Source organism: Veillonellaceae bacterium (assembly GCA_025992895.1).
In the GTDB taxonomy this organism is placed as follows: domain Bacteria; phylum Bacillota; class Negativicutes; order Veillonellales; family Dialisteraceae; genus Dialister.
On sequence record DAJPGA010000001.1, the window covers coordinates 2,180,034 to 2,201,597 of the forward strand.

The following is a 21,564-nucleotide window of genomic DNA, read 5'->3' on the forward strand; positions in this document are numbered from 1 at the left end:
ATCAGATCACCTCTACTTTTCCACCTGCTGCTTCGATTTTCTGCTGAGCGCCCTTAGTGAATCCCTGAGCTCTAACGGTCAGAGCTTTTGTGAGTTCACCGTTTCCCAGAATACGTACACCATCGAGAACGTTTTTCAGAATACCTGCTTCAACGAGAGCAGCCGGATCAACAACAGCGTTGTCATCGAAACGATTGAGCGTTTCTACATTGACTACAGCATATTCTTTTGCAAGGACATTTTTAAAGCCGCGTTTCGGGAGACGGCGATACAGTGGAAGCTGGCCGCCTTCAAATCCCGGACGTGTGCCGCCGCCGGTTCTAGCGTGCTGACCCTTGGTACCACGGGTAGCTGTTTTGCCCATTCCGCTTCCCAGGCCACGGCCTACGCGGCGGCGAGCAGAAGTAGAACCTTCTGCAGGTTTCAGTTCATGCAGTTTCATTAGCGCACCTCCTTCTCAATTATTCTGCAATTTCTTTGCAGTCTACAAGATGACGGACAGAATGAATCATGCCCTTAATCTGCGGGGTAAGTTCTTTTTCTACGGAGGAGTGGGTCTTATGAAGTCCCAGCGCCTTAATAGTAGCGATATGTTCCGGTCTGGAGCCAATCACGCTTTTCTTCAGAGTAACAATAACTTTCATGAGGGGCCCCCTTAGTTATAAATTTCGTCCAGGCTCTTGCCGCGGAGGGCTGCAACAGTCTCTGCATTTTCGAGCTTGGAGAGACCGTCCAGGGTTGCTCTTACCATGTTGATCGGGTTAGAGGAACCGAGAGACTTGGTCAGAATGTTTCTGATGCCTGCCATAGCGAGTACGGCACGAACCGGGCCGCCTGCCTTGACGCCGGTACCTTCAGCAGCCGGTTTCATGACAACTTTGCCAGCGCCATAAACGCCGAGCATCGGATGGGGGATTGTGCCGTTCTTCAGAGCGACAGTGATCATGTTCTTTTTGGCATCTTCGACGCCTTTACGAATCGCTTCAGGAACTTCAGCTGCTTTGCCGAGGCCTGCACCGACCTTACCTTTGCCATCGCCGACTACGACAACAGCTGCAAAGGAAAAACGACGGCCGCCTTTAACGACTTTAGCAACGCGGTTGATGAAAACAACGTTTTCCTGTAAGTCGGATTCCTGTTTTTCAAATCTTGGCATGTGTCTTCTCCTTCTACCTTAAAATTTCAATCCGGCTTCACGAGCGCCTTCAGCCAAAGCCTGGACTCTTCCGTGATAGATATAACCGCCGCGGTCGAACACGACTGTTTCAATTCCTTTTTCAAGAGCTCTCTTGCCGACGAGAATGCCTACAGCCTTAGCTGCATCAACGTTGCCGCCGTATGGGAATTCAGCCTTGATTTCCTTATCTAAGGTATTAGCCGATACGAGTGTTACGCCAGCTTCATCATCAATGACCTGTGCATAGATGTTTCCGAGGGAACGGAATACATTAAGACGCGGGCAAGCTGCAGTACCGGAGATTTTCTTACGAAGACGCAGATGGCGGCGGATAACCGCATTTCTGGTTGCATTTTTACGCATATTTTTTTACCTCCTGTCTTACTTTGTTGCGCCGGTCTTACCAGCCTTACGGCGTACGTATTCACCGGAATAACGGATACCCTTGCCTTTGTAAGGTTCAGGCTGTCTCCAGCCGCGGATTTCAGCCGCAACCTGGCCAACCTTTTCCTTATCGCAGCCAGATACCACGATAACAACAGAAGACGGGGTTGTAATTGTAATGCCTTCCGGCGGGGTTACGATAACCGGATGGGAGAAGCCCAGAGCCAGTTTCAGGTTTGTTCCCTGCATCTGTGCATTGTAGCCGACGCCCTGGATTTCCAGTTTCTTGGAGAATCCTTCGGTTACGCCGAGAATCATGTTGTGCAGCAGTGTACGGTTCAGACCGTGCAGGGAGCGGTTTCTGATTTCATCATTCGGACGGGAAACGATGATTTCGTTGCCTTCAATTTTGAAATCGATTTCTTCATTCATTTTACGGGTTAATGTGCCCTTCGGACCTTTTACGGTGACGGTATGGCCATCAAACTTGACTTCCACACCTGCCGGAACCGTAATAGGTTTTTTGCCAATACGTGACATATTATTCCTCCTACGGATTACCAGACAAACGCAAGAACTTCGCCGCCGAGGCCAGCTTTACGAGCTGCTTTGTCGGTCATGACGCCCTTGGATGTGGAAATAATTGCGATTCCGAGACCGCCGAGAACCTTCGGCAGTTCTTCCTTGTTTGCATATACTCTCAGACCAGGTTTGGAAATTCTCTTCAGGCCTTTGATAACCTTTTCACGGTTTGCACCGTATTTCAGAGAAACGCGCAGTGTCGGATGGTTTTCCACTTCAACCTGTTCTACGTTCTTTACAAAGCCTTCATCTTTTAAAATTGTAAGCACAGCTGCCTTCATTTTAGAAGCAGGCATATCTACCGTTGCATGATATGCATCGTTCGCATTACGAATACGGGTAAGCATATCCGCAATTGGATCGGTTGTTACCATTGTTTAATCCTCCTCCCGAAATTTACCAGCTGGCTTTCTTAATGCCCGGAATTTCTCCGCGGTAAGCCAAATCACGGAACTGGTTGCGGCAAATTCCGAATTTACGCATAAAGCCGTGGGGACGGCCGGTCAGTTTGCAGCGATTGTGCAGACGCGTTGGGGAAGCATTGCGCGGAAGCTTGCTAAGAGCTTCCCAGTCGCCAGCTTCTTTCAGTGCCTGACGTTTGGCTGCGTATTTCTGAACTGCGAGTTCTCTTTTCTTCTCGCGTTCCAACATAGACTTCTTTGCCATATTGTCCTCCTGCTTATTTCTTGAACGGCATGCCGAACTGCTTCAGAAGTTCACGAGCTTCTTCATCAGTCTTAGCCGTGGTTACTACAATGATATCCATTCCGCGGATACGGTCGATTTTTTCGTAATCAACTTCCGGGAAAATCAGCTGTTCTTTAACGCCGAAAGCATAGTTTCCGCGTCCGTCGAAGCTGGTGTCGCTGATGCCGCGGAAGTCACGTACGCGCGGAAGAGCGATGTTGATCAGACGATCAAGGAATTCATACATCTTTTCCCCGCGAAGGGTAACTTTGCAGCCCAGGGGCATACCTTCACGGATTTTCCATGCAGCCAGGGACTTGTGAGCTTTGCAGATCATCGGACGCTGGCCGGTAATTGCTGCCAGGTCGTTTGCTGCTGCGTCTACAGCCTTGCTGTTTTCAGTAGCTTCGCCTACACCGATGTTGATGACAATCTTTTCCAGTTTCGGAATTTCCATGCCATTCTTGTAGCCGAACTTTTCACGCAGGGAATCTCTGACCTGCTCAGTATAAAAATCATGTAATCTGGACACTTGTTATCCTCCTTCCCGCTTAAGCCTTGTCAATAATAGCGCCGCTCTTTACAGCTGCTCTGACGAAAGTTCCGTCATTCTGCTGAACTTTCTTTACGCGGGTCGGTTTCTTTGTTTCCGGATCCAGAAGCATAACTTTGGAAGCGTAAATCGGAGCTTCTTTTTCAATAATTCCGCCCTTTGGATTAGCCTGGGTCGGTTTTGTGTGTCTTTTGATCATGTTGATGCCTTCGACAACAACACGACCGTCTTTCGGCATAGCAGCTTTGATCTTGCCCTGCTTGCCTTTATCTTTGCCGGAGATTACTACTACGGTATCGCCGGTCTTCACATGCAGTTTCTGACTCATACTTTGCCTCCCCTATTAGAGCACTTCGGGAGCGAGGGAAACGATCTTCATGAAATCTTTTTCACGGAGTTCTCTTGCTACCGGTCCAAAAATACGTGTTCCTACCGGGCTCTTGTCGTCTTTAATAATAACAACTGCGTTTTCATCGAAACGAATGTGGGAACCATCTTTGCGGCTTACGCCGTTAACGGAACGAACCACAACAGCTTTAACTACCTGGCCCTTCTTAACAACGCCGCCGGGGGTTGCATCTTTGACCGTACAAACTACAATATCGCCGATATTGCCGCTTTTACGGAAGGAACCGCCCAGGACTTTAATAACCAGGACGTTCTTAGCACCGGTATTATCCGCAACGTTGAGTCTGCTTTCCTGCTGAATCATCGTGCCTTTCCTCCTATATTCAACTTTCTATATTAGTTCTGACGGGCAACGATCTTCTCAACTCTCCAACGCTTGTCATGGGACAGCGGGCGGGTTTCGACGATGCGTACGGTGTCACCGACACGGCATTCGTTGTTTTCGTCATGCGCTTTGAACTTTGTTGTGGTATTAATAGATTTTTTGTACAGCTTATGGGGAACTTTACGTTCTACAGCAACGACGACAGTTTTGTCCATCTTATCGCTGACAACAATTCCCTGGCGCACTTTGCGCAACTTTCTTTCTTCTGCCACGTTGAGATCCTCCTTTTGGATTAACTGTTATGCCTTCTTGGCAGCCTTCAGCTCTTCTTCGCGCTGAACAGTCTTGATTCTAGCGATGGTTTTCTTCACTTCGTGAATACGCATCGGATTTTCGAGCTGTCCTGTAGCGAGCTGAAAACGGAGGTTAAACAGTTCTTCCTTTAAGCCGGCAACCTTTTCATTCATTTCGGCAGTGCTCAGGTTACGAATTTCATTGACCTTCATTTTATTCACCTGCCACTTCTTGACCTTTAACTACAAATTTTGTCTTGATCGGCAGTTTGTGGCTTGCAAGGTGCATTGCTTCCTTTGCAGCTTCCACCGGGATGCCGCCCATTTCGAACATAACGCGGCCAGGTCTTACGACTGCCACCCAGTATTCTACGGCGCCTTTACCGGAACCCTGACGGGTGCCGATCGGCTTAGCGGTTACTGGTTTGTCCGGGAAAATCTTGATCCATACTTTGCCGCCGCGCTTTGTGTAACGGGTCATGGCAATACGTGCTGCTTCAATCTGGCGGCTTGTGATCCAGGACGGTTCAGTTGCTACCAGGCCGAATTCACCGTAAGTAACGGTGTTGCCGCGATGTTCCTTGCCTTTCATACGGCCGCGGAACTGCTTGCGATATTTAGTACGCTTCGGAATTAACATCAGGAATCACTCCTTTCAGAGTTTTTCGGTCTGCGGTCTCTGCGATCACCACGACGGCCGCCTCTTCTGTTGCCTTCATGGCGGTTGTTGCCGCGGTCTTTATTGGTACGAACGTTTTCGTTTTCTTCAACGACTTCGCCAGGAGCGAGTTCGCCTTTGTAGATCCAGACTTTGATGCCGATTGCACCATAGGTGGTGTGAGCGGTTGTTACGCCGTAATCAATGTTGGCTCTCAGAGTCTGAAGCGGAATGGAACCTTCACGGTAGCTTTCGGAACGAGCGATTTCTGCGCCGCCGAGACGACCGGAAACGGTTACCTTGATACCCTTAGCGCCTGCACGCATGGTTCTGCCAACTGCCTGTTTAACAGCGCGGCGGAAGCCGATACGTCTTTCAAGCTGGGAAGCGATGTTTTCGCCAACCAGGATAGCGCTCATATCTACGGATCTGATTTCGAGGATATCGATATCGACATCTTTGTCGGTTACAACAGCGAGGGCTTTCTTAATGTCCTCAATACCTGTGCCGCCGCGGCCGATTACCATACCCGGTTTAGCTGTGTAAATAGCAATCTTAACGCGATTGCCTACGCGTTTAATGCCAATCTTGGAGATTCCTGCAGCAAACAGGTGCTTCTTTAAAAACTGGCGGATTTTGGCATCTTCCACAAGCAGTGCAGCATAATCTTTTTCTGCAAACCATTTGGAATCCCAGTCATCGATCACGCCTACACGCATTCCATGCGGATTAACTTTCTGACCCAAAACGTTTCCCTCCTTCGACTATTCTTTTTCAGAAACTTTTACCGTCAGTGTACTGGTACGTTTCATAATCCCGAAAGCCTGTCCACGGGAGCGTGGATGCACTCTCTTCATAATCGGGCCTGCATCTACAAAAATTGTGGAGATGTAGAGATTATCAATGTTCATGTTGTTGTTGTTTTCTGCATTTGCCATAGCGCTTCTCAGGCATTTTTCAATGATCTTAGAAGCAGCTTTTGGAGTGTTGTGCAGAATAGAAATGGCTTCTCCCGCTTTCTTGCCGCGGATAAGGTTGGCTACGATGCGAACCTTACGGGGAGAAATACGGATATTTCTAGATATTGCCTGAACTTCCATTTGTTTCCTCCCTTATTTCGCCTTATCGGTCTTGTTATGGCCTTTGAAAGTACGGGTCGGAGCGAATTCGCCAAGCTTATGGCCGACCATATCTTCAGTGATGTAAACCGGTACGTGCTTTCTGCCGTCGTGAACAGCGATTGTGTGTCCAACGAAGCTCGGCAGGATTGTAGATGCACGGGACCAGGTCTTGATGATTTTCTGTTCTTTAGTCTCGTTCAGCGCGTTGATCTTCTTTTCCAGAGAGAAAGCGACGAACGGGCCTTTTTTAACGGATCTGGACAATTTTACTCCTCCTTATCTTACTTACGTCTCTTAACAATCAGTTTAGTAGACGCTTTTCTGTTGTCCCTGGTCTTTACGCCGTAAGCAGGTTTACCCCAGGGTGTAACAGGACGCTTACGTCCGACAGGAGATTTACCCTCGCCGCCGCCATGCGGATGATCGTTCGGGTTCATGACAACGCCGCGGTTAGCAGGACGAACGCCGAGCCAGCGGTTTCTTCCGGCCTTGCCGAGTGTAATGTTTTCATGATCTTCGTTGCCGATGGTTCCGATGGTTGCACGGCAGCGGATGTGTACTCTTCTCAGTTCGCCGGATGGCAGACGCAGCAGAGCATAGTCGCCTTCCTTAGCCATCAGCTGAGCGGAAGCGCCAGCAGAACGAACCATCTGGCCGCCCTTGCCGATCTTCAGTTCAACGTTATGAACGATGGTACCGAGAGGAATGTTGGTGAAAGGCAGGCAGTTGCCGATTTTGATATCGGATTCCGGTCCGCTTACGACCTGGTCGCCAACCTTCAGTCCCTTAGGAGCGAGGATGTAGCGTTTTTCGCCATCTGCATAGTGCAGCAGAGCGATACGGCAGGTACGGTTCGGATCGTATTCGATCGTAGCAACAGTTGCCGGAATGTTATCTTTATCTCTCTTGAAATCGATCAGTCTGTACTGACGTTTATGACCGCCGCCCTGATGGCGAACTGTCATTTTACCGGAGCCATTACGACCGCCATGATTATGAACAGGAGCCAGAAGGGATTTTTCCGGTCTGTCTGTTGTAATTTCCTCAAAGGTGGAAACGGTCATCTGACGGCGTCCGGGAGTGTACGGTTTAAATGATTTATAAGCCATTTATTATTACTCCTCCTTTACGCTTCGAAGAGCTCAATCGTTTCGCCCGGTTTAAGGGTAACGACTGCTTTCTTCCAATCACTGCGACGACCCTGGGTCCGGCCCAGACGTTTCATCTTGCCTTCATAACGCATGGTATTCACAGCCTGAACTTTTACTTTGAAGATCTGTTCTACAGCCTGACGGATCTGGATCTTTGTTGCGGAAAGCGGCACACGGAATGTGTACTTGCGTTCCTCCATGAGAGCTGTGGACTTTTCAGTCACGATCGGTTTAATGAGGATGTCACGTGCTTCCATTATGCGAGTACCTCCTCAATCTTCTTAACAGCTTCCTGAGTCAGGAAGAGCTTGTCAGTATTTACAATATCATAGATATTGAGTCCGCTCGGAGCATAGGCTTTAACGCCAGGAATGTTTCTAGCGGAAAGAACTGTGTTGCGAGCGCCGTCAACGATGAGGGCTTTGCCTTCAGAGTGAAGGTCAGCGAGCATCTTTACAACGTTCTTTGTCTTCGGTGCTTCGAAGTCGATAGCATCGATAACGATCAGTTCATTTGCGCGGAGCTTTTCGCTCAGTGCAGATTTAACAGCGAGCTGACGTGCCTTTCTCGGCATATCTTTGGCATGGCTTCTCGGAGTAGGTCCGAATACTGTGCCGCCGCCTACCCACAGTGGGGAGCGGATGGATCCGACTCTGGCACGGCCGGTGCCTTTCTGTTTCCATGGTTTCTTGCCGCCGCCGCGAACAAGGCCTCTGGTCTTTGTGGCATGTGTGCCAAGGCGTTCATTAGCCATCTGGCGAACCACTGCCTGATGAATAACAGCTTCGTTATAGTCTACGCCAAAGACGCTGTCATTCAGCTCTATTTCGCCGGTTTCCTGGCCGGCGATATTATACAGCTTTACTTTCGGCATTGAGATGTTCCTCCCTTAATCAGAACAATTTTCTGTTGTTCCAGACAATATTATTTTACAGGCTTTACAGTATCCTGTACCATTACGAGGCTTCCCTTAGCGCCGGGAATGCCGCCTTTGACAAGCATAAGATTACGGGCGGTATCAACTCTTACTACCTGAAGATGCTGAACCGTTACTCTATCTCCGCCGAGCTGCCCCGGCATTTTCTTGCCTTTGAATACCTTTCCGCCGCCGCCGGACATACGAGCACCGAGGGATGCTGTCTGACGATGGTTCTTGGAACCGTGGGATTCAGGTCCACGCTGATGGTTATGACGTTTAATGGTGCCAGCGAAACCCTTGCCGCGGCTTGTGCCGATAACGTCAACAATTTCGCCTTCTGCGAAAATGTCAGCAGCCAGAGTTTGGCCTACCGTGTAAGACGGCTTTTCAGCGAGTCTGTATTCACGGAGATGTTTAACCGGATCAATTCCGGCCTTTTCAAACTGACCTTTTACAGGTTTTGTCAAATGTTTTTCCTTGACAGCACCGTAGCCCAGCTGAACAGCATTGTATCCATCGCTTTCAACGGTTTTAACAGCTGCAACAACATTTGGCAGAACTTCAATAACACTTACTGGAATCAGGTCGCCGTTTTCAGCGAATACCTGAGACATTCCTAATTTTGTTCCCAAAATAGCCTTAGACATCTTTGCACCTCCTTACAGTTTAATTTCAATGCTGACGCCGGCTGGAAGTTCCAGTCTCATCAGCGCATCCGCGGTCTTCTTGGAAGGATCGAGGATGTCAATGAGTCTCTTGTGAATACGCATTTCGAACTGTTCACGGCTGTCTTTGTTGACATGTGGAGAACGAAGAATGGTGTACACGTTACGTTCCGTTGGAAGCGGAATCGGTCCCGAGACTCTGGAGCCTGTTCTCTTGGCAGTCTCCGCGATCTTCGCTGCGCTCTGATCAACTGCTTTGTGATCATAGCCTTTCAGACGAATTCTGATTTTTTCCTGTTTCGACATTACATAAACCTCCTACGTTCATTTCCTGAATGAACTGCTCCGTGGAAATTCCCCCGCGACGCGGGCCACCTTCCACTTCATAGTTTGTCTGCTGACTTATTTCCCTTCGCTGTACCCTCGAACAGCCCGGGAAGCATTCAGCCTTTTAATAATACTATTTTCAGACAGTGAAATCAAGTTATTTTCTGAAAATTTTTATTTTTCTTCCGAAGCCTCGCACGAACGATAAACACAGGTGCTCTGCGGTTTAGGACTCCCTTATTTTAACATAAACACGCCTCCTCGCGTATACTAAATTATCTAAAATCTTTCTAAATTTTTTGAATTTTTAGTTTATATTTTGAATCAAGGGCACGTATCGGGGTGTACCGAGGCACTTTACGAAACTATATGTCTTCTTTGTTTCGTCATCGAAAAATGTAAACAGCACATGCGAATTAAAAAAGAAAAAGGGGAATGAAATTTGACATACCAGATCCAAATTTCCCCTTCCATTATTCTTACGATATCCCTCTTTTTGATTCCTTATATATATGTATGTATAAAAGAAAAGATTCCAGGATGGGAATCGGATTTGAAAAACAGGGCTCTCATTCTCCTGGGACATGCGGGATTGGAAATACATCATTCCTTTCCCCAAACATGGTATAGTATAGAAAATGGATATTTATCTATATAGAGGGTGATGCTTATGTTTGACTGGAAAAAGTTTTTCAATATACGGATAGACAGCGCGCCGGCTGATGAACTTCGTAACAGGATTGAGTCTGACTCGACTGTCACAGGCGCCAACCTTGTCATTCTGATTGCGGCCATCCTGATTGCCTGCGTGGGACTCAATATGGACAGCACGGCCGTCATCATCGGTGCCATGCTTATTTCCCCTCTCATGGGCGGACTTGTCGCAGTCTCCTACGGCATGGCGACATATAACCTGCACTTCCTGAAGAGATCCATGGTGAAGCTTTCCTTCCAGATCGTCTTCTCGCTCCTGACGGCTGCCATCTACTTCGCCCTGACACCAATCACCATTCCAACAGCAGAAATGGCTGCCAGGACGTCTCCTACCATATGGGATGTCCTCATCGCTCTCTGCGGCGGCATCGCAGGAGCCGTCGGCAATACAAGGACAGTGAAAACGAACGTCATTCCAGGCGTTGCCATCGCAACAGCCCTGATGCCTCCTCTTTGCACGGCCGGCTACGGCATTGCCATGCGTTCCGTCCCCTACTTCACCGGGGCTCTCTACCTCTTCTTCATCAACGCCTTCTTTATCACGCTCTCCGGCTACTTCATCTTCAAACTTCTGGACGTCCCCATGAGCGAAACGATTTCACCGGCGCACTTTCGTTTCCAGCGCCATGTCCTGCTGCTTCTTGGCATCGTCATTACCATACCAAGCATTTACATGGCAGGTACGACCGTCCGTGAAAGCATCCGCACATCCCAGATCGAATCCTTCATCAATCAGGACATGGACCTTCATGCAGCCAATGTCATTTCCTACCAGTTGAAAGACGGCACGCTTTTTGTGGACGTGCTCGGTGCCAGACTTGACGAGGAAACAATGGAAAATCTGCAGAAGAGGCTCAATGATTACGGAAGCCTGTCCAAAGTCCGCCTCGAAGTTGTTCAAAGCCCTGCTTCCTCTCTCAATAAGGAACAGGTCCAGGATCTCATCAGCAGCCGCCTCAAGCAGGCTACGACACAGGCCGGAGGAAAATCATACAAGGAACTTGCGGAGGAATACTACGGATCCTATAACAGGGAGACGAGTACCATTTCCCTTCTGAAAAGTTTGAACAGAGAAGCGCCCGCCCTCTTCCCTGCCATCAAGGAAATCAAAGGCGGCACCGTCTATGGAAAAGACAAGGACGATGCATGGGCGCCGGCTGCATTTGAAGTGACAGTCACCGTCACCTCACAGCTCTCTCCCTCTGACGCAGAGAAACTTAAGAACTGGATAGCAGCCCAGACCGAGCTGCCTGTCAATCTGACAATCCAGATGGAAGCAAGTCCTTCTTCCTATTTTGGAAATGGAATCAACTGGAATGGAAATTAAAAAAGAGCCGCTCCCGAATCTGATTCGGGCGGCTCTTTTGTGTGGGGAGGAAAACCATACAACCGCAGGGCGAAGAAAGGCCACACAACCTCGAGGAAAGTGGAAGACTGATAAAACCATACAACCAGCAAAGCTGTGGGAAGGATTAAAACCATACTACCTCGCTAACGCTCGAGAGAAAACCATACAAACCTCGCGGGAAGTGCAATACTGAAAAAACCATACAACCTCGCTAACGCTCGAGAACTACATCTCATCCGTCGCCTACGGCGACACCTTGGTATGATTCAACAAGAAAGACAGAATAATATCATAAATATATTAGGAGGTCATTCTTATGCCATGTAAAACCAAAGCGTCCCCGGAGGAAATGTTAGACCAGATTGCTTCATATCTCTATCAGGGTGTTACGATTACCCAGGCAGCTGAAAATCTTCATATGAGCCGCATAACATTCAGGAAATGGGTCCTCCGGTATAAAGAGGAGGGCTTTAAGGGATTGCGGCCCAGGCAGCATTTGTCTTACTACTCCAATCAGATGAAGATCCAGGCCGTAAAGGAATATCTTAAAGGCGGTGTTTCCATGCTTTCCGTCTGTGCCAAATACAGAATTTCCGGCACACTCTCCCTTAAAACATGGATTGAGGCGTATAATGAGCATAAGTTGACAGACCTCGTTTCTGAAGGAGGAGATCTTATGGGCAAACGCCAGCAATCGGTCAAGGAAGAGCGAGTCAGAATCGTTCAGGAGTGCATCGCCAGTGGATGCGATTATAACAAGATAGCCAAGAAGTACAACATGTCCTACCAAACGCTCTACACATGGGTAAAAAAGTTCAAGGAAATGGGCGAAGTTGGTCTTGAGGATTACAGAGGAAAGCCGATCAGGCTCCAAACGCCCCGGACCGAAGAAGAACAGCTGCGTCAGGAGAATGCCAGACTTCTTGAAGAACAGAAGGATCTTATAGCAGAGATTGCCCTGCTAAAAAAAAAGATGGAGATAGAGGAAAGGTTGCGTTCCTCGAAGGATTCAGCCTTACTCACCTTCTCAGAGATTTTAAAGCCATAAAAGAAGTCCATGAAGAAACCAACATCTCCATAGAAAGTCTCTGCCGACTCTCAAAGGTCTCCCGGGCAGCTTATTACGGATGGCTGAATCATATTAAGAGCGGCCGTGAACTGCTGAGAGAAAAGGTCGCACAGGAGGTCATGAAAACCCATCAGGAATATCCGGATATGGGATACCGCCGGATTAACGATTGGATCAAGAAGGATGACAACATCAATATAAATGTAAGCGACAGTCTGGTTCTTCGTATCATGCGGATACTTAATATTAAGTCCGTGATCAAGTACAAGACCGATGGTTGCACTCGTAACGCAAAGGATCCAAAGTACATTTTTGAAAACCTGCTGAACCGTGACTTTGATGCCGGCGTGTCCAATGCAAGATGGATGACGGATGTCACTGAATTCAAGTACACAACTGCTGATGGAGTTTTGCACAAGTTATATTTAAGCGCGATTATTGACGGCCATGATCGCCGGATTGTCTCTTATGTCATCGGCGACAGGAACAATACTGCACTGGCTTTTGAGACAATGGAAAAGGCACTTAAAGAGAATCCTGGAGAACATCCAATGATTCATACCGACCGCGGATTCCAGTATACAAGCAACGGATTCCATAAGATTGTTGAAAAAGCAGGACTGGTTCACAGCATGTCCCGTGTAGGCTGCTGTGCAGACAACGGTCTGATGGAAGGGTTCTGGGGAATGCTGAAGCGCGAACGTTACTACACACGTAAATTCACCAGCCGTAAAGCAGTGGTAAGCATGATCAACGGCTACATCTACTTCTACAACAACAAACGCATTCAGCGCAAATTACATCTTTTAGCTCCAATGGAAGTATTCAACGCAGCTCCAATGGCTGCATGATTAAGATTAAAGTACGATTAGATTTTTTATGATATTTATTTGTCTGTATTAACAAATCCGCACCACTCAAGGCGAAGCCTTGGTTTGCTTGTTTTTCTCAAGGCGTCAGCCTTGGTTTAAGGGTGTCAGAACTCGCCCCGTAGGGGGAGCTGGCGCGCATGCGCCGAAAGGGGTTCATTTCCCAGCCTGCAAGGCGGCTGTATGGTTTTTCATGTTTTCTCTCCGCTGCGGCAAGCGCGGCTATTATCATCTGCTCCCCACGCAAAACCCGCATGTGAAATCAAATTTCACATGCGGGCTCTTTATTTCCCATTCATCATTCTACGTTCTTTTCTCCTCCAGCCTGTATGCTGGTGTTGTCGGTGATGTTCCATCTTCCGGCTACTCTGACTCTGGCGTCGGCGTCGCCTCCGTTGTTGTAGCGGATGCGGCTGTCGCCTCCTATTTCAAGGATTGGTTTTTCCTTGGAGGGTTGTCTTTTGGGAGGTTTGTAGCCCAGAGCTTCGAGTTCTCTGGCGTAGTCTTTCCTTAGTTTCATGAGGCTTGGGTTGTCTTCGGGGACTGTTTTGCCGCCTTCCAGGATGTCTTTGATGACACCGGCGAGTTCGTATCTGGTGAGCTGGCGGTCGAAGAAGGATGTGGTGTAGTCAGGGGCTTTGCCCTGCTGGCACATGGCATAGACGGTCTTGTAGGCGTAGTTTCCTTTGCTGACTGTGTCGAAGAAGTTCGGCGCATAGACGTTGTAGGCGAAGGCTTCTAAGGTACAGGCGGTGAGGATGGATGCGAGAAGAAGGATCTTCTTCATATCAGTCACAGACTTTCTGCTCGATCAAGCGGTAGAGGCTGTCTCTGCCGTCTCCGTTCAGGGAAGAGTAGGAAATGGCCGGGTAGTCGGCGGGGAAGAGTTTGTTGAGCTTCTTGAGGTTCTCTCTGGCTTCGTTTCTTTTGAGTTTGTCTTCCTTGGTGCCGATGACGACCATGGACGGTGCGATGGCACGGAGCCATTCGTAGGCTTTCATGTCGATCGGAAGGCCGGGATGGCGCAGGTCGATCAGAAGGCCCACCATGGCAAGGCTCGGGGAGCTTTTGATGTAGTCGTCGATGAAGGTGGACCAGGAGTCTTTGTTTTCCTGGCTTGTCTTGGCAAAGCCGTAGCCCGGCAGGTCGACGAGGTACCATTCCTGGCGCTGTTCCACTTCGTCCACGGTTCTCCTGGACTGGATGGCGTAGTAGTTGATGGTCCTTGTCTTGCCCGGTTCGCGGCTGACGTAGGCGAGCTTTCTCTGCCCGCAGAGGTTGTTGATGAGGGAGGATTTCCCTACGTTGGAACGCCCGATGAAGGCGATTTCTTTCCGCCCGTCGTTCACGTACTGCTTACGGTTGACGGCTGAGCTGAAATATACTGACGAGAAAATGTGAAATTTTTCTATTTCCTTGATTTCCGCCACTTCATGCCTCCTTTATTTCAACAATGCGTGTTCGAGGACATCCTGCACGTTCTTGACATAGACGAATTGCAGCTTGTCTCTGACGGACTTCGGCAGTTCTTCGAGATCTCTCTTGTTCTTTTCCGGCAGCAGGATCTGCTTGATGCCGAATTCGTTGGCAGCCAGGACTTTTTCCTTGACGCCTCCGATCGGGAGGACTTCGCCTGTCAGGGTGATTTCTCCGGTCATGGCGGTGTCGCCTCTGACTTTTCTGCCGGTGTAGGCAGATGCCATGGCGGTTGCCATCGTGATGCCTGCGGACGGGCCGTCTTTCGGTACGGCGCCTTCGGGCAGGTGGATGTGGGTGTCGAGGGTTTCATAGAAATCTTCCTTGAGTCCCAGGTCCTTTGCCTTGCTTCTGATGTAGGTGTACGCGGTTTCTGCGGATTCCTTCATGACGTCGCCCATCTGGCCTGTCAGGATCAGGTGGCCCTTGCCCTTGATGGTGACGGCTTCGGTGTCGAGGACTTCGCCGCCTGCGACTGTCCATGCGAGGCCATTGACGCGGCCTACGGCATCCGGATGTTCTTCAGCAAGGGGCAGGAATTTAACCGGTCCCAGGTACTTGTCGAGTGTCTTGACGGTCAGAGGCGGGAGCTTGTCATCCTGGAGAACGATCTTCTTTCCTACCTTGCGGCAAAGGGCGCCGATCGTTCTTTCAAGGTTACGAACGCCTGCTTCTCTGGTGTATCCTGTGATGACTTTCTTCAGGAGCGCCGGGGTGAAGCGGATGTCGCTGTCCTTCAGGCCGTTTCTTTCTTTCTGTCTTGGCACGAGGTATTTCTTCGCGATTTCGAGCTTCTCCTCTTCCGTGTAGCCGGTGAGTTCGATGAGTTCCATACGGTCGAGCAGGGCTGCCGGGATGGTGGAGACGCTGTTCGCGGTCGCGAGGAAGAAAACCTTCGAGAAATCGAAGGGGATGTCGATGTAGTTATCATGGAAGGCTTTGTTCTGTTCCGGATCGAGTGCTTCGAGAAGCGCAGAAGCAGGATCGCCGCGGAAGTCAGAGCCGACCTTGTCGATTTCATCCAAGAGCATCAGCGGATTGTTGACGCCGACTTCTCCGATGGCTTCGATGAAGCGGCCCGGCATAGCGCCGATGTAGGTGCGGCGGTGGCCGCGGATTTCGGCTTCATCATGGATGCCGCCTAAGGAAATGCGGCAGTACTTTCTGTTCATCGCTCTCGCAATGGACTGCGCAAGCGATGTCTTGCCGACACCTGGCGGTCCTACGAAGCAGATGATCGGAGCTTTTGCTTCCGGTGCAAGGATGCGGACAGCGAGGTATTCAAGGATTCTTTCCTTGATCTTTTCCAGGCCGTAGTGGTCATGGTCGAGGACCTGCTGTGCTTTCTTGAGGTCGAGGGAATCCTTCGTTTCCTTGTCCCATGGCAGGGAGAATACCCAGTCCAGATAGTTTCTGGCCACAGCGGTCTCTGCCATCATCGGCGGCATGGATTCGAGGTGGTTGATTTCCTTCTCGAGTTTCTTCTTGTATTCTTCAGGAATGGCAGCATCGGCCAGTTTCTTCCGGTAGTCCTCTGCTTCCTGGTCCTGGCTGACGGTATCGCCCAAGCGGTCATGGATCGATTTGATCTTCTGCCTTAAGTAGTAGTCCTTCTGTTCCTTGTCCATCTTCTGGCGCACGTCAGAGCTGATCTCGGACTCAAGGTGCACGATCTCGATTTCCATGTCAAGGTAGCCCTGGACGAGCTTCAGGCGCGATGCGACGTCGGCTTCTTCAAGGACCTTCTGTCTCTGCTGGGGTTTCAGGAGCAGCTGGGACGCAATGAAATCGGCGGTTTCACCGGGATCGGTGATGCTCTTCAGCTGTTCCATCTGGTCTTCAGGCAGGCCCTGCTTCGTGTTGTGGAGCCATTCGAAGAAGGACTTCAGGAGCGTTCTTCTGAAAGCTTCAGCGCGGAGTTCATCTTCCGACTTCACTTCTTCGATATCATCCACGTCAGCAGACAGGAAACGGTCGCCGCGGGTGACATTGAGGAGTCTGACGCGGGATACGCCTTCGACGAGCACGCGGATGAGGCCTCCCGGCATCTGGAGCATCTGTGTCACTTTGACGACAGTGCCGACGTCGTAAAGGTCGTCTTCCTGCGGTACTTCCACACGGGAATCCTTCTGCATGGCCATGACGAGGTATCTTTCATCCTTGCCAGCAAAGCGCACGGCTTCGACGGATTCTTTTCTTCCGATGTCCAGGTTGACGGACATGCGGGGATAAATGACTATATCTCTCAGAGCCACGACAGGGAGGTTGAGAGGCTGATTTTCGTTCTTTATTTCATCCATAGATAGTTCCTCCATAATATATCTCTATTGTATCACATGAAAGGCCTAAAGCGTCTACTTTATAATTTAAAAACTTCGATATTTCAGTCTCTTCCCTCTCTGTTTCTACAGAAAGAGCCGGAGTCAAGTGGATTTCCCATTTGGCTCCGGCCTCCATGTGCTTTTATTTGGAATACGGCCCCTCAGGGCGCGGATTATTCTTTTGTTCCGTCTTCCTTGATCAGGATCGGATCAGAATGCTTCAGTACGACGTCTTCGGTGACGATGCACTTCTTGACGTCCTTCATCCCCGGGATCTCATACATGACATGCTGCATGATCTTCTCGATGATGGCACGAAGTCCTCTGGCTCCGGTATTCCTGTCGATGGCCTGGCGGGCAATGGCGTGGATGGCGCCATCATCGAATTCCAGTTCGACATGATCCATGGCAAGGAGCTTCTGGTACTGTTTGACGAGTGCGTTCTTCGGTTCGGTGAGGATCCTGACGAGCGCATTTTCGTTCAGCGGATGCAGAGCCACGATGACCGGCAGACGGCCGATGAATTCAGGGATGAGACCGAATTTCAGGAGGTCTTCCGGCTGGACCTGCTGCAGAAGTTCTGCCATGTCCTTGGAATCCTTCTTTTTGATATCAGCGCCGAATCCCATGACGCTCTTCGTCAGTCTTCTGTCGATGACTTTGTCGATGCCTGCAAAGGCGCCGCCGCAGATGAAGAGGATATTCGTCGTGTCGATCTGGATCATTTCCTGGTTCGGATGCTTTCTGCCGCCCTGCGGAGGAACGCTTGCGACAGTGCCTTCCAGAATCTTCAGGAGTGCCTGCTGTACACCTTCACCGGAGACGTCTCTGGTGATGGACGGGTTTTCAGACTTTCTTGCGATTTTATCGATTTCATCGATGTAGACGATACCGCGTTCTGCCTTGTCGATATCATAGTCGGCAGCCTGGATGAGGCGCAGGAGAATGTTTTCGACGTCTTCGCCGACGTAGCCGGCTTCGGTCAGGGTCGTTGCATCGGAAATCGCAAAAGGAACATCCAGGAAACGCGCAAGCGTCTGGGCAAGGAGCGTCTTGCCGCTGCCTGTCGGCCCGAGCATGATGATGTTGGACTTCTGGAGTTCTACATCGTCGCCGGCGGATTCATACTGGATTCTCTTGTAATGGTTGTATACGGCAACGGCCAGGGCGATCTTGGCATCGTCCTGTTCGATGACGTACTGATCCATGTACTTCTTGATTTCTTCCGGAACAGGAAGCTTGAAGTGCGGGACGGACTTCTGCTTGTCTGCCTTCATTTCCTCTTTGAGGATGTTTTCGCACACTTCGATGCATTCATTGCAGATATAGACTCCCGGCCCTGCGATCAGTTTTTCCACTTCCTCGCCGGAACGTCCGCAGAAACTGCAGACCGGTGTTCCTTCATGTTTCTCGTTCAATGGGAGCCTCCCTTATTTCTTCGTTAATTCATCCAGCTCGTTTCTGGTAAGTACGCGGTCGATCAGGCCGTATTTCTGTGCCATGTCCGCGGTCATGAAGTTATCCCTTTCGGTGTCGCGGCGGATCGTCTCGATCGGCTGTCCGCTGTGCTTGGAAAGGATGCCGTTCAGTTCATCGCGCAGGCGAAGGATTTCACGGGCATGGATTTCGATTTCCGTAGCCTGGCCCTGTACGCCGCCCAGCGGCTGATGGATCATCACATTGGAGTGCGGGAGAGCGAAACGCTTGCCTGCGGCTCCGGCTGTGAGAAGGACGGCTGCCATGCTGGCGCAGGAGCCGATGCAGATGGTCGACACATCCGGGCGGATGTACTGCATGGTGTCATAAATAGCAAGGCCGGCAGTGACGACGCCTCCCAGGCTGTTGATATAGAGGTGAATGTCTTTCGACGGATCTTCAGCTTCCAGGAAAAGAAGCTGGGCAATGATGATGTTTGCCATATGATCCTCGATCTGTCCGTCGAGGAAAATGATGCGGTCTTTCAAAAGACGGGAATAAATATCATAGGAACGTTCTCCCTGTGCGGTCTGTTCCACTACGATCGGTACATAAGCCATAAATAAACATCCTTTCTTTACTGAATGGCGCCAAAAGCGCATTCACATTCATGAATCATTCATTCCGCTCGCCCTTAAGGAGCGGCTTTTCCAGAAGAAAAGAAAATGAATGGAGTCGGATTCTAAGCTTTTCCCGCGGAAAACAGGGAATTCTCCCGTTTTCCATATGGGCGAAAGAGACGCCGGTCATCCCCGCGTCTCTTCCCCCGCACCGGCAAGCCGGTGTATTTCATGAAATTTCGGATACCGCAAAAGCGGCTCTTCTATATGCCTTCGGGCGAAGTCTTACTTGCTTTCAGCCTGGAGGATGGTTTCGATGATTTCAGCCTTTTTAGCTTTGGAATCCAGAGCGATGCCCTTTTCGGATGCATACTGCTTCAGATCTTTGACCGTCATGGCATTCAGTTCTGCTTCGCGGCTTTCTTCGACTGCCGGAGCTTCACCAGCGCCTTCGGTTGCTGCTTCTGCAGCTTCCTTGGCAGCGGTTTCTTCTGCTTTCTTGTCAGCTTCAGCCTTCTTGGCAGCGCCGTAAATGAATGCGGCAGCCTTCTTGCGGAGGACGGAGTTGACGAGCATACCTACACGGTTTTCATCTCTGATGATCTTCATGACATCGTTGGGGTCTGCGTTGAACTGATGAGCCATGCTGTAAACTTCCATGGACAGATCTTCGTTTGTGACCTGGAGGTCTTCCTTGTCAGCGATAGCTTCAAGGACGAGGCCCTGTCTTACCTGTTCAGCAGCGGTAGCTTCATAGTTAGCGCGGAGCTGTGCTTCTGTCTGGCCCATTCTCTTGAGGTAGTCATCAAGGGACATGTTCTGGCCTTCGAGGTTCATCTTGATTTCTTCAACGATCTCGTCGATGCGCTGATCAACCATTTCATGCGGGATATCTACTTTAGCGTTTGCGACAGCCTGGTTTACCAGTGCGTCGTGGTAAGCTTCTTCAGCCTGCTGGAGAGCCTGCAGCTGCATCTGCTGCTTCAGGCTTGCCTTCAGTTCGTCGATGGTTTCGAACTGGCTGACGGATTTAGCGAATTCGTCATTGATTTCCGGCAGCTGTTTGCGCTTTACATCATTGATATGAACTTTAAATTCAGCTTCCTTGCCCTTCAGGGTGTCTACGAAGTAGTCTGCCGGGAATGTAACCTTGACATCTACATCGTCGCCTGCCTTGTGGCCTTCGAGCTGGTCTTCAAAACCTGGGATGAAGCTCTGGGAACCGATTTCCAGCGGATAGGTCTTGCCTTCGCCGCCTTCGAATGGTTCGCCGTCAACAAAGCCCTTGAAGTCGATGACAGCATAGTCGCCCTTCTTCAGGACTGCGCCGTCTTCAGCCTTTTCAAGTCTTGCGCTCTGTTCAGCGCCGCGCTTCAGCTGTTCCATGACTTCATCGTCAGAGATTTCCGGCTGAGCGTGTTCTGCTTCCAGGCCCTTGTATTCGCCGAGTTCTACTTCCGGACGTTTAACGAAAGTAGCGGTGAATGTAGCGCCTTCGGATTCAGAGAATGTGTCTTCCTTTACATCAGGAGTTGTGACAGGAATCAGTTTTTCCTGCTGCAGAGCTGCGTTCAGTGCGTCATTGATGACGATGTCCTTAGCTTCTGCTTCGACAGCTTCCTTACCGAAATGCATTTCAAGAATCTTGCGGCTTGCCTTGCCCTTGCGGAAGCCAGGGATCTTTACCTGGTTGGCGATGCGAGCTACAGCGGTCTTGAAACCTTTCTGTACTGCTTCTGCCGGTACTTCCACATTCAGAGATACTTTGTGCTGGTCCAGTGCCTCTACCTTAACGTTCATAAAAACTATTCCTCCTTAAGTCGGCTTTCCGACAAATTGATACCTACCACCGTCGGATGCCCGACAATTCGATACCTTTTACATGCTTTTTCGAGTATGCTAAATTGCAAGATATATTTTAACATAGCAAAGAAAAAAACACAAATCTTTATACAATCTTTTAAGGAGAAATGATGCGGGATGTCCGCCCGCCCGGCGCGGATGCTTCCGCCATCCTGCCTCAGCCGCCGATGTCCTTTGTGACCGGGCCGTTCAGGAGAGAAGCTCCCATGAAGGAAAGTGTCGGATAAAGCTTTTTCATGTCGGAAAGAGCCTTTGCCGCATCACTTCCGCCCGATGTGGCGAATAAGTATATTTCCTTGCCGGAAAGATCATTCGTCTCAATGAAGGACTGGATGATCCTTGGCGCTGTGTACCACCAGATCGGGAAACCGATGTACACCCGGTCGTATCCGGAAAGATCGAAAGCGCCGCCTTCGATCGCCGGACGGCATTCTTCATCCGCCGACTCCATCGTCGAGCGGCTCTTCTTGTCCATCCAGTTGAGATCCCTGGATGTGTACTTTTCCTTCGGCACGATTTCCTTCAAATCAGCTCCTGCGATCTTTGCCAGAGCCTTCGCCTTTTCAGCCGTCGTGCCTGATGCCGAGAAATATGCCACAATTTTCTTCATGATGACTT

At 49.9% G+C, this 21,564-nt stretch carries 31 protein-coding genes; 3 read left to right on the forward strand and 28 right to left on the reverse strand.

All coding sequences use genetic code 11. The annotated features are described in order from the left end of the window. Position 1 precedes the first annotated feature (1 nt). The 21 genes from rplO to rpsJ form a co-directional block, all read right to left on the reverse strand. Positions 2-442 (reverse strand): 50S ribosomal protein L15, encoded by a 441-nt coding sequence (rplO, locus tag OIM03_09805; protein HJI74543.1) that lies wholly within the window; start codon positions 440-442, stop codon positions 2-4. A 19-nt stretch (positions 443-461) separates the two neighbouring features. Continuing rightward, the gene (gene rpmD / locus OIM03_09810; GenBank protein HJI74544.1) at positions 462-644 is read right to left on the reverse strand and encodes a 50S ribosomal protein L30; all 183 of its coding nucleotides are present in this window, start codon (positions 642-644) and stop codon (positions 462-464) included. An 11-nt stretch (positions 645-655) separates the two neighbouring features. Beyond that, positions 656-1,156 (reverse strand): 30S ribosomal protein S5, encoded by a 501-nt coding sequence (rpsE, locus tag OIM03_09815; protein ID HJI74545.1) that lies wholly within the window; start codon positions 1,154-1,156, stop codon positions 656-658. Positions 1,157-1,174: 18 nt separating this feature from the next. Next, complete coding sequence (gene rplR / locus OIM03_09820; protein ID HJI74546.1) at positions 1,175-1,540, reverse strand: 50S ribosomal protein L18; 366 nt, start codon at positions 1,538-1,540, stop codon at positions 1,175-1,177. Between the two features lie 18 nt (positions 1,541-1,558). Beyond that, on the reverse strand, positions 1,559-2,101 hold the full coding sequence (gene rplF, locus OIM03_09825; GenBank protein HJI74547.1) for a 50S ribosomal protein L6: 543 nt from the start codon (positions 2,099-2,101) through the stop codon (positions 1,559-1,561). Positions 2,102-2,118: 17 nt separating this feature from the next. After that, positions 2,119-2,517 carry a 30S ribosomal protein S8 gene (gene rpsH / locus OIM03_09830; GenBank protein HJI74548.1) on the reverse strand — a complete coding sequence of 133 codons (399 nt, stop codon included), beginning with the start codon at positions 2,515-2,517 and terminating at the stop codon, positions 2,119-2,121. 22 nt (positions 2,518-2,539) lie between these two features. Next, positions 2,540-2,809 (reverse strand): 30S ribosomal protein S14, encoded by a 270-nt coding sequence (rpsN, locus tag OIM03_09835; GenBank protein HJI74549.1) that lies wholly within the window; start codon positions 2,807-2,809, stop codon positions 2,540-2,542. Positions 2,810-2,822: 13 nt separating this feature from the next. After that, on the reverse strand, positions 2,823-3,362 hold the full coding sequence (rplE, locus tag OIM03_09840) for a 50S ribosomal protein L5 (protein HJI74550.1): 540 nt from the start codon (positions 3,360-3,362) through the stop codon (positions 2,823-2,825). Between the two features lie 19 nt (positions 3,363-3,381). After that, positions 3,382-3,711, reverse strand: a complete 330-nt coding sequence (rplX, locus tag OIM03_09845) for a 50S ribosomal protein L24 (GenBank protein HJI74551.1) — start codon at positions 3,709-3,711, stop codon at positions 3,382-3,384. Positions 3,712-3,726: 15 nt separating this feature from the next. Continuing rightward, entirely contained in the window at positions 3,727-4,095 is a 369-nt protein-coding gene (gene rplN, locus OIM03_09850) for a 50S ribosomal protein L14 (protein HJI74552.1), read from the reverse strand. 32 nt (positions 4,096-4,127) lie between these two features. Further along, the gene (gene rpsQ, locus OIM03_09855) at positions 4,128-4,331 is read right to left on the reverse strand and encodes a 30S ribosomal protein S17 (protein ID HJI74553.1); all 204 of its coding nucleotides are present in this window, start codon (positions 4,329-4,331) and stop codon (positions 4,128-4,130) included. An 84-nt stretch (positions 4,332-4,415) separates the two neighbouring features. Further along, positions 4,416-4,622 (reverse strand): 50S ribosomal protein L29, encoded by a 207-nt coding sequence (gene rpmC / locus OIM03_09860; GenBank protein HJI74554.1) that lies wholly within the window; start codon positions 4,620-4,622, stop codon positions 4,416-4,418. A 1-nt stretch (position 4,623) separates the two neighbouring features. After that, the gene (gene rplP, locus OIM03_09865) at positions 4,624-5,049 is read right to left on the reverse strand and encodes a 50S ribosomal protein L16 (protein HJI74555.1); all 426 of its coding nucleotides are present in this window, start codon (positions 5,047-5,049) and stop codon (positions 4,624-4,626) included. Further along, complete coding sequence (gene rpsC, locus OIM03_09870; protein HJI74556.1) at positions 5,049-5,813, reverse strand: 30S ribosomal protein S3; 765 nt, start codon at positions 5,811-5,813, stop codon at positions 5,049-5,051. Before rpsC ends, rplP begins: the two co-directional genes overlap by 1 nt. A gap of 18 nt (positions 5,814-5,831) precedes the next feature. Then, positions 5,832-6,167 (reverse strand): 50S ribosomal protein L22, encoded by a 336-nt coding sequence (rplV, locus tag OIM03_09875; GenBank protein ID HJI74557.1) that lies wholly within the window; start codon positions 6,165-6,167, stop codon positions 5,832-5,834. A gap of 12 nt (positions 6,168-6,179) precedes the next feature. Beyond that, positions 6,180-6,452: a 30S ribosomal protein S19 gene (rpsS, locus tag OIM03_09880; protein ID HJI74558.1), complete on the reverse strand. Its 273-nt coding sequence runs from the start codon at positions 6,450-6,452 to the stop codon at positions 6,180-6,182. Positions 6,453-6,469: 17 nt separating this feature from the next. Beyond that, positions 6,470-7,297 carry a 50S ribosomal protein L2 gene (rplB, locus tag OIM03_09885; protein ID HJI74559.1) on the reverse strand — a complete coding sequence of 276 codons (828 nt, stop codon included), beginning with the start codon at positions 7,295-7,297 and terminating at the stop codon, positions 6,470-6,472. A gap of 17 nt (positions 7,298-7,314) precedes the next feature. After that, positions 7,315-7,596: a 50S ribosomal protein L23 gene (gene rplW, locus OIM03_09890; protein HJI74560.1), complete on the reverse strand. Its 282-nt coding sequence runs from the start codon at positions 7,594-7,596 to the stop codon at positions 7,315-7,317. Beyond that, positions 7,596-8,213: a 50S ribosomal protein L4 gene (gene rplD / locus OIM03_09895; GenBank protein ID HJI74561.1), complete on the reverse strand. Its 618-nt coding sequence runs from the start codon at positions 8,211-8,213 to the stop codon at positions 7,596-7,598. The genes rplW and rplD overlap by 1 nt, the downstream gene beginning before the upstream one ends. A gap of 50 nt (positions 8,214-8,263) precedes the next feature. After that, positions 8,264-8,905 (reverse strand): 50S ribosomal protein L3, encoded by a 642-nt coding sequence (rplC, locus tag OIM03_09900; GenBank protein HJI74562.1) that lies wholly within the window; start codon positions 8,903-8,905, stop codon positions 8,264-8,266. Between the two features lie 12 nt (positions 8,906-8,917). Beyond that, positions 8,918-9,229, reverse strand: coding sequence for a 30S ribosomal protein S10 (rpsJ, locus tag OIM03_09905; GenBank protein ID HJI74563.1), 312 nt, complete (start codon positions 9,227-9,229; stop codon positions 8,918-8,920). 691 nt (positions 9,230-9,920) lie between these two features. Between rpsJ and OIM03_09910 the strand changes: the two genes are divergently transcribed. The 3 genes from OIM03_09910 (at position 9,921) to OIM03_09920 (ending at position 13,232) form a co-directional block, all read left to right on the forward strand. Continuing rightward, positions 9,921-11,291 (forward strand): DUF389 domain-containing protein, encoded by a 1,371-nt coding sequence (locus tag OIM03_09910; protein HJI74564.1) that lies wholly within the window; start codon positions 9,921-9,923, stop codon positions 11,289-11,291. A 370-nt stretch (positions 11,292-11,661) separates the two neighbouring features. Then, positions 11,662-12,360 carry a helix-turn-helix domain-containing protein gene (locus OIM03_09915; GenBank protein HJI74565.1) on the forward strand — a complete coding sequence of 233 codons (699 nt, stop codon included), beginning with the start codon at positions 11,662-11,664 and terminating at the stop codon, positions 12,358-12,360. A gap of 29 nt (positions 12,361-12,389) precedes the next feature. After that, on the forward strand, positions 12,390-13,232 hold the full coding sequence (locus OIM03_09920) for an IS3 family transposase (protein HJI74566.1): 843 nt from the start codon (positions 12,390-12,392) through the stop codon (positions 13,230-13,232). 316 nt (positions 13,233-13,548) lie between these two features. Here the strand turns inward: OIM03_09920 and OIM03_09925 are convergent, their stop codons facing one another. From OIM03_09925 to OIM03_09955, 7 genes are all read right to left on the reverse strand, one after another. Then, positions 13,549-14,046, reverse strand: coding sequence for a hypothetical protein (locus tag OIM03_09925; GenBank protein HJI74567.1), 498 nt, complete (start codon positions 14,044-14,046; stop codon positions 13,549-13,551). Beyond that, positions 14,039-14,680, reverse strand: coding sequence for a ribosome biogenesis GTP-binding protein YihA/YsxC (yihA, locus tag OIM03_09930; GenBank protein ID HJI74568.1), 642 nt, complete (start codon positions 14,678-14,680; stop codon positions 14,039-14,041). Before yihA ends, OIM03_09925 begins: the two co-directional genes overlap by 8 nt. Before the next feature lie 12 nt (positions 14,681-14,692). Beyond that, positions 14,693-17,026 (reverse strand): endopeptidase La, encoded by a 2,334-nt coding sequence (gene lon, locus OIM03_09935; protein ID HJI74569.1) that lies wholly within the window; start codon positions 17,024-17,026, stop codon positions 14,693-14,695. 194 nt (positions 17,027-17,220) lie between these two features. Beyond that, a complete protein-coding gene (gene clpX, locus OIM03_09940; GenBank protein ID HJI74570.1) occupies positions 17,221-18,465 on the reverse strand; it encodes an ATP-dependent Clp protease ATP-binding subunit ClpX in 1,245 nt (414 codons plus the stop codon). Positions 18,466-18,477: 12 nt separating this feature from the next. Further along, positions 18,478-19,083 carry an ATP-dependent Clp endopeptidase proteolytic subunit ClpP gene (gene clpP / locus OIM03_09945; GenBank protein ID HJI74571.1) on the reverse strand — a complete coding sequence of 202 codons (606 nt, stop codon included), beginning with the start codon at positions 19,081-19,083 and terminating at the stop codon, positions 18,478-18,480. Positions 19,084-19,368: 285 nt separating this feature from the next. Next, entirely contained in the window at positions 19,369-20,883 is a 1,515-nt protein-coding gene (tig, locus tag OIM03_09950; GenBank protein ID HJI74572.1) for a trigger factor, read from the reverse strand. Positions 20,884-21,103: 220 nt separating this feature from the next. Continuing rightward, positions 21,104-21,556, reverse strand: coding sequence for an NAD(P)H-dependent oxidoreductase (locus tag OIM03_09955; protein ID HJI74573.1), 453 nt, complete (start codon positions 21,554-21,556; stop codon positions 21,104-21,106). Positions 21,557-21,564 lie beyond the last annotated feature (8 nt).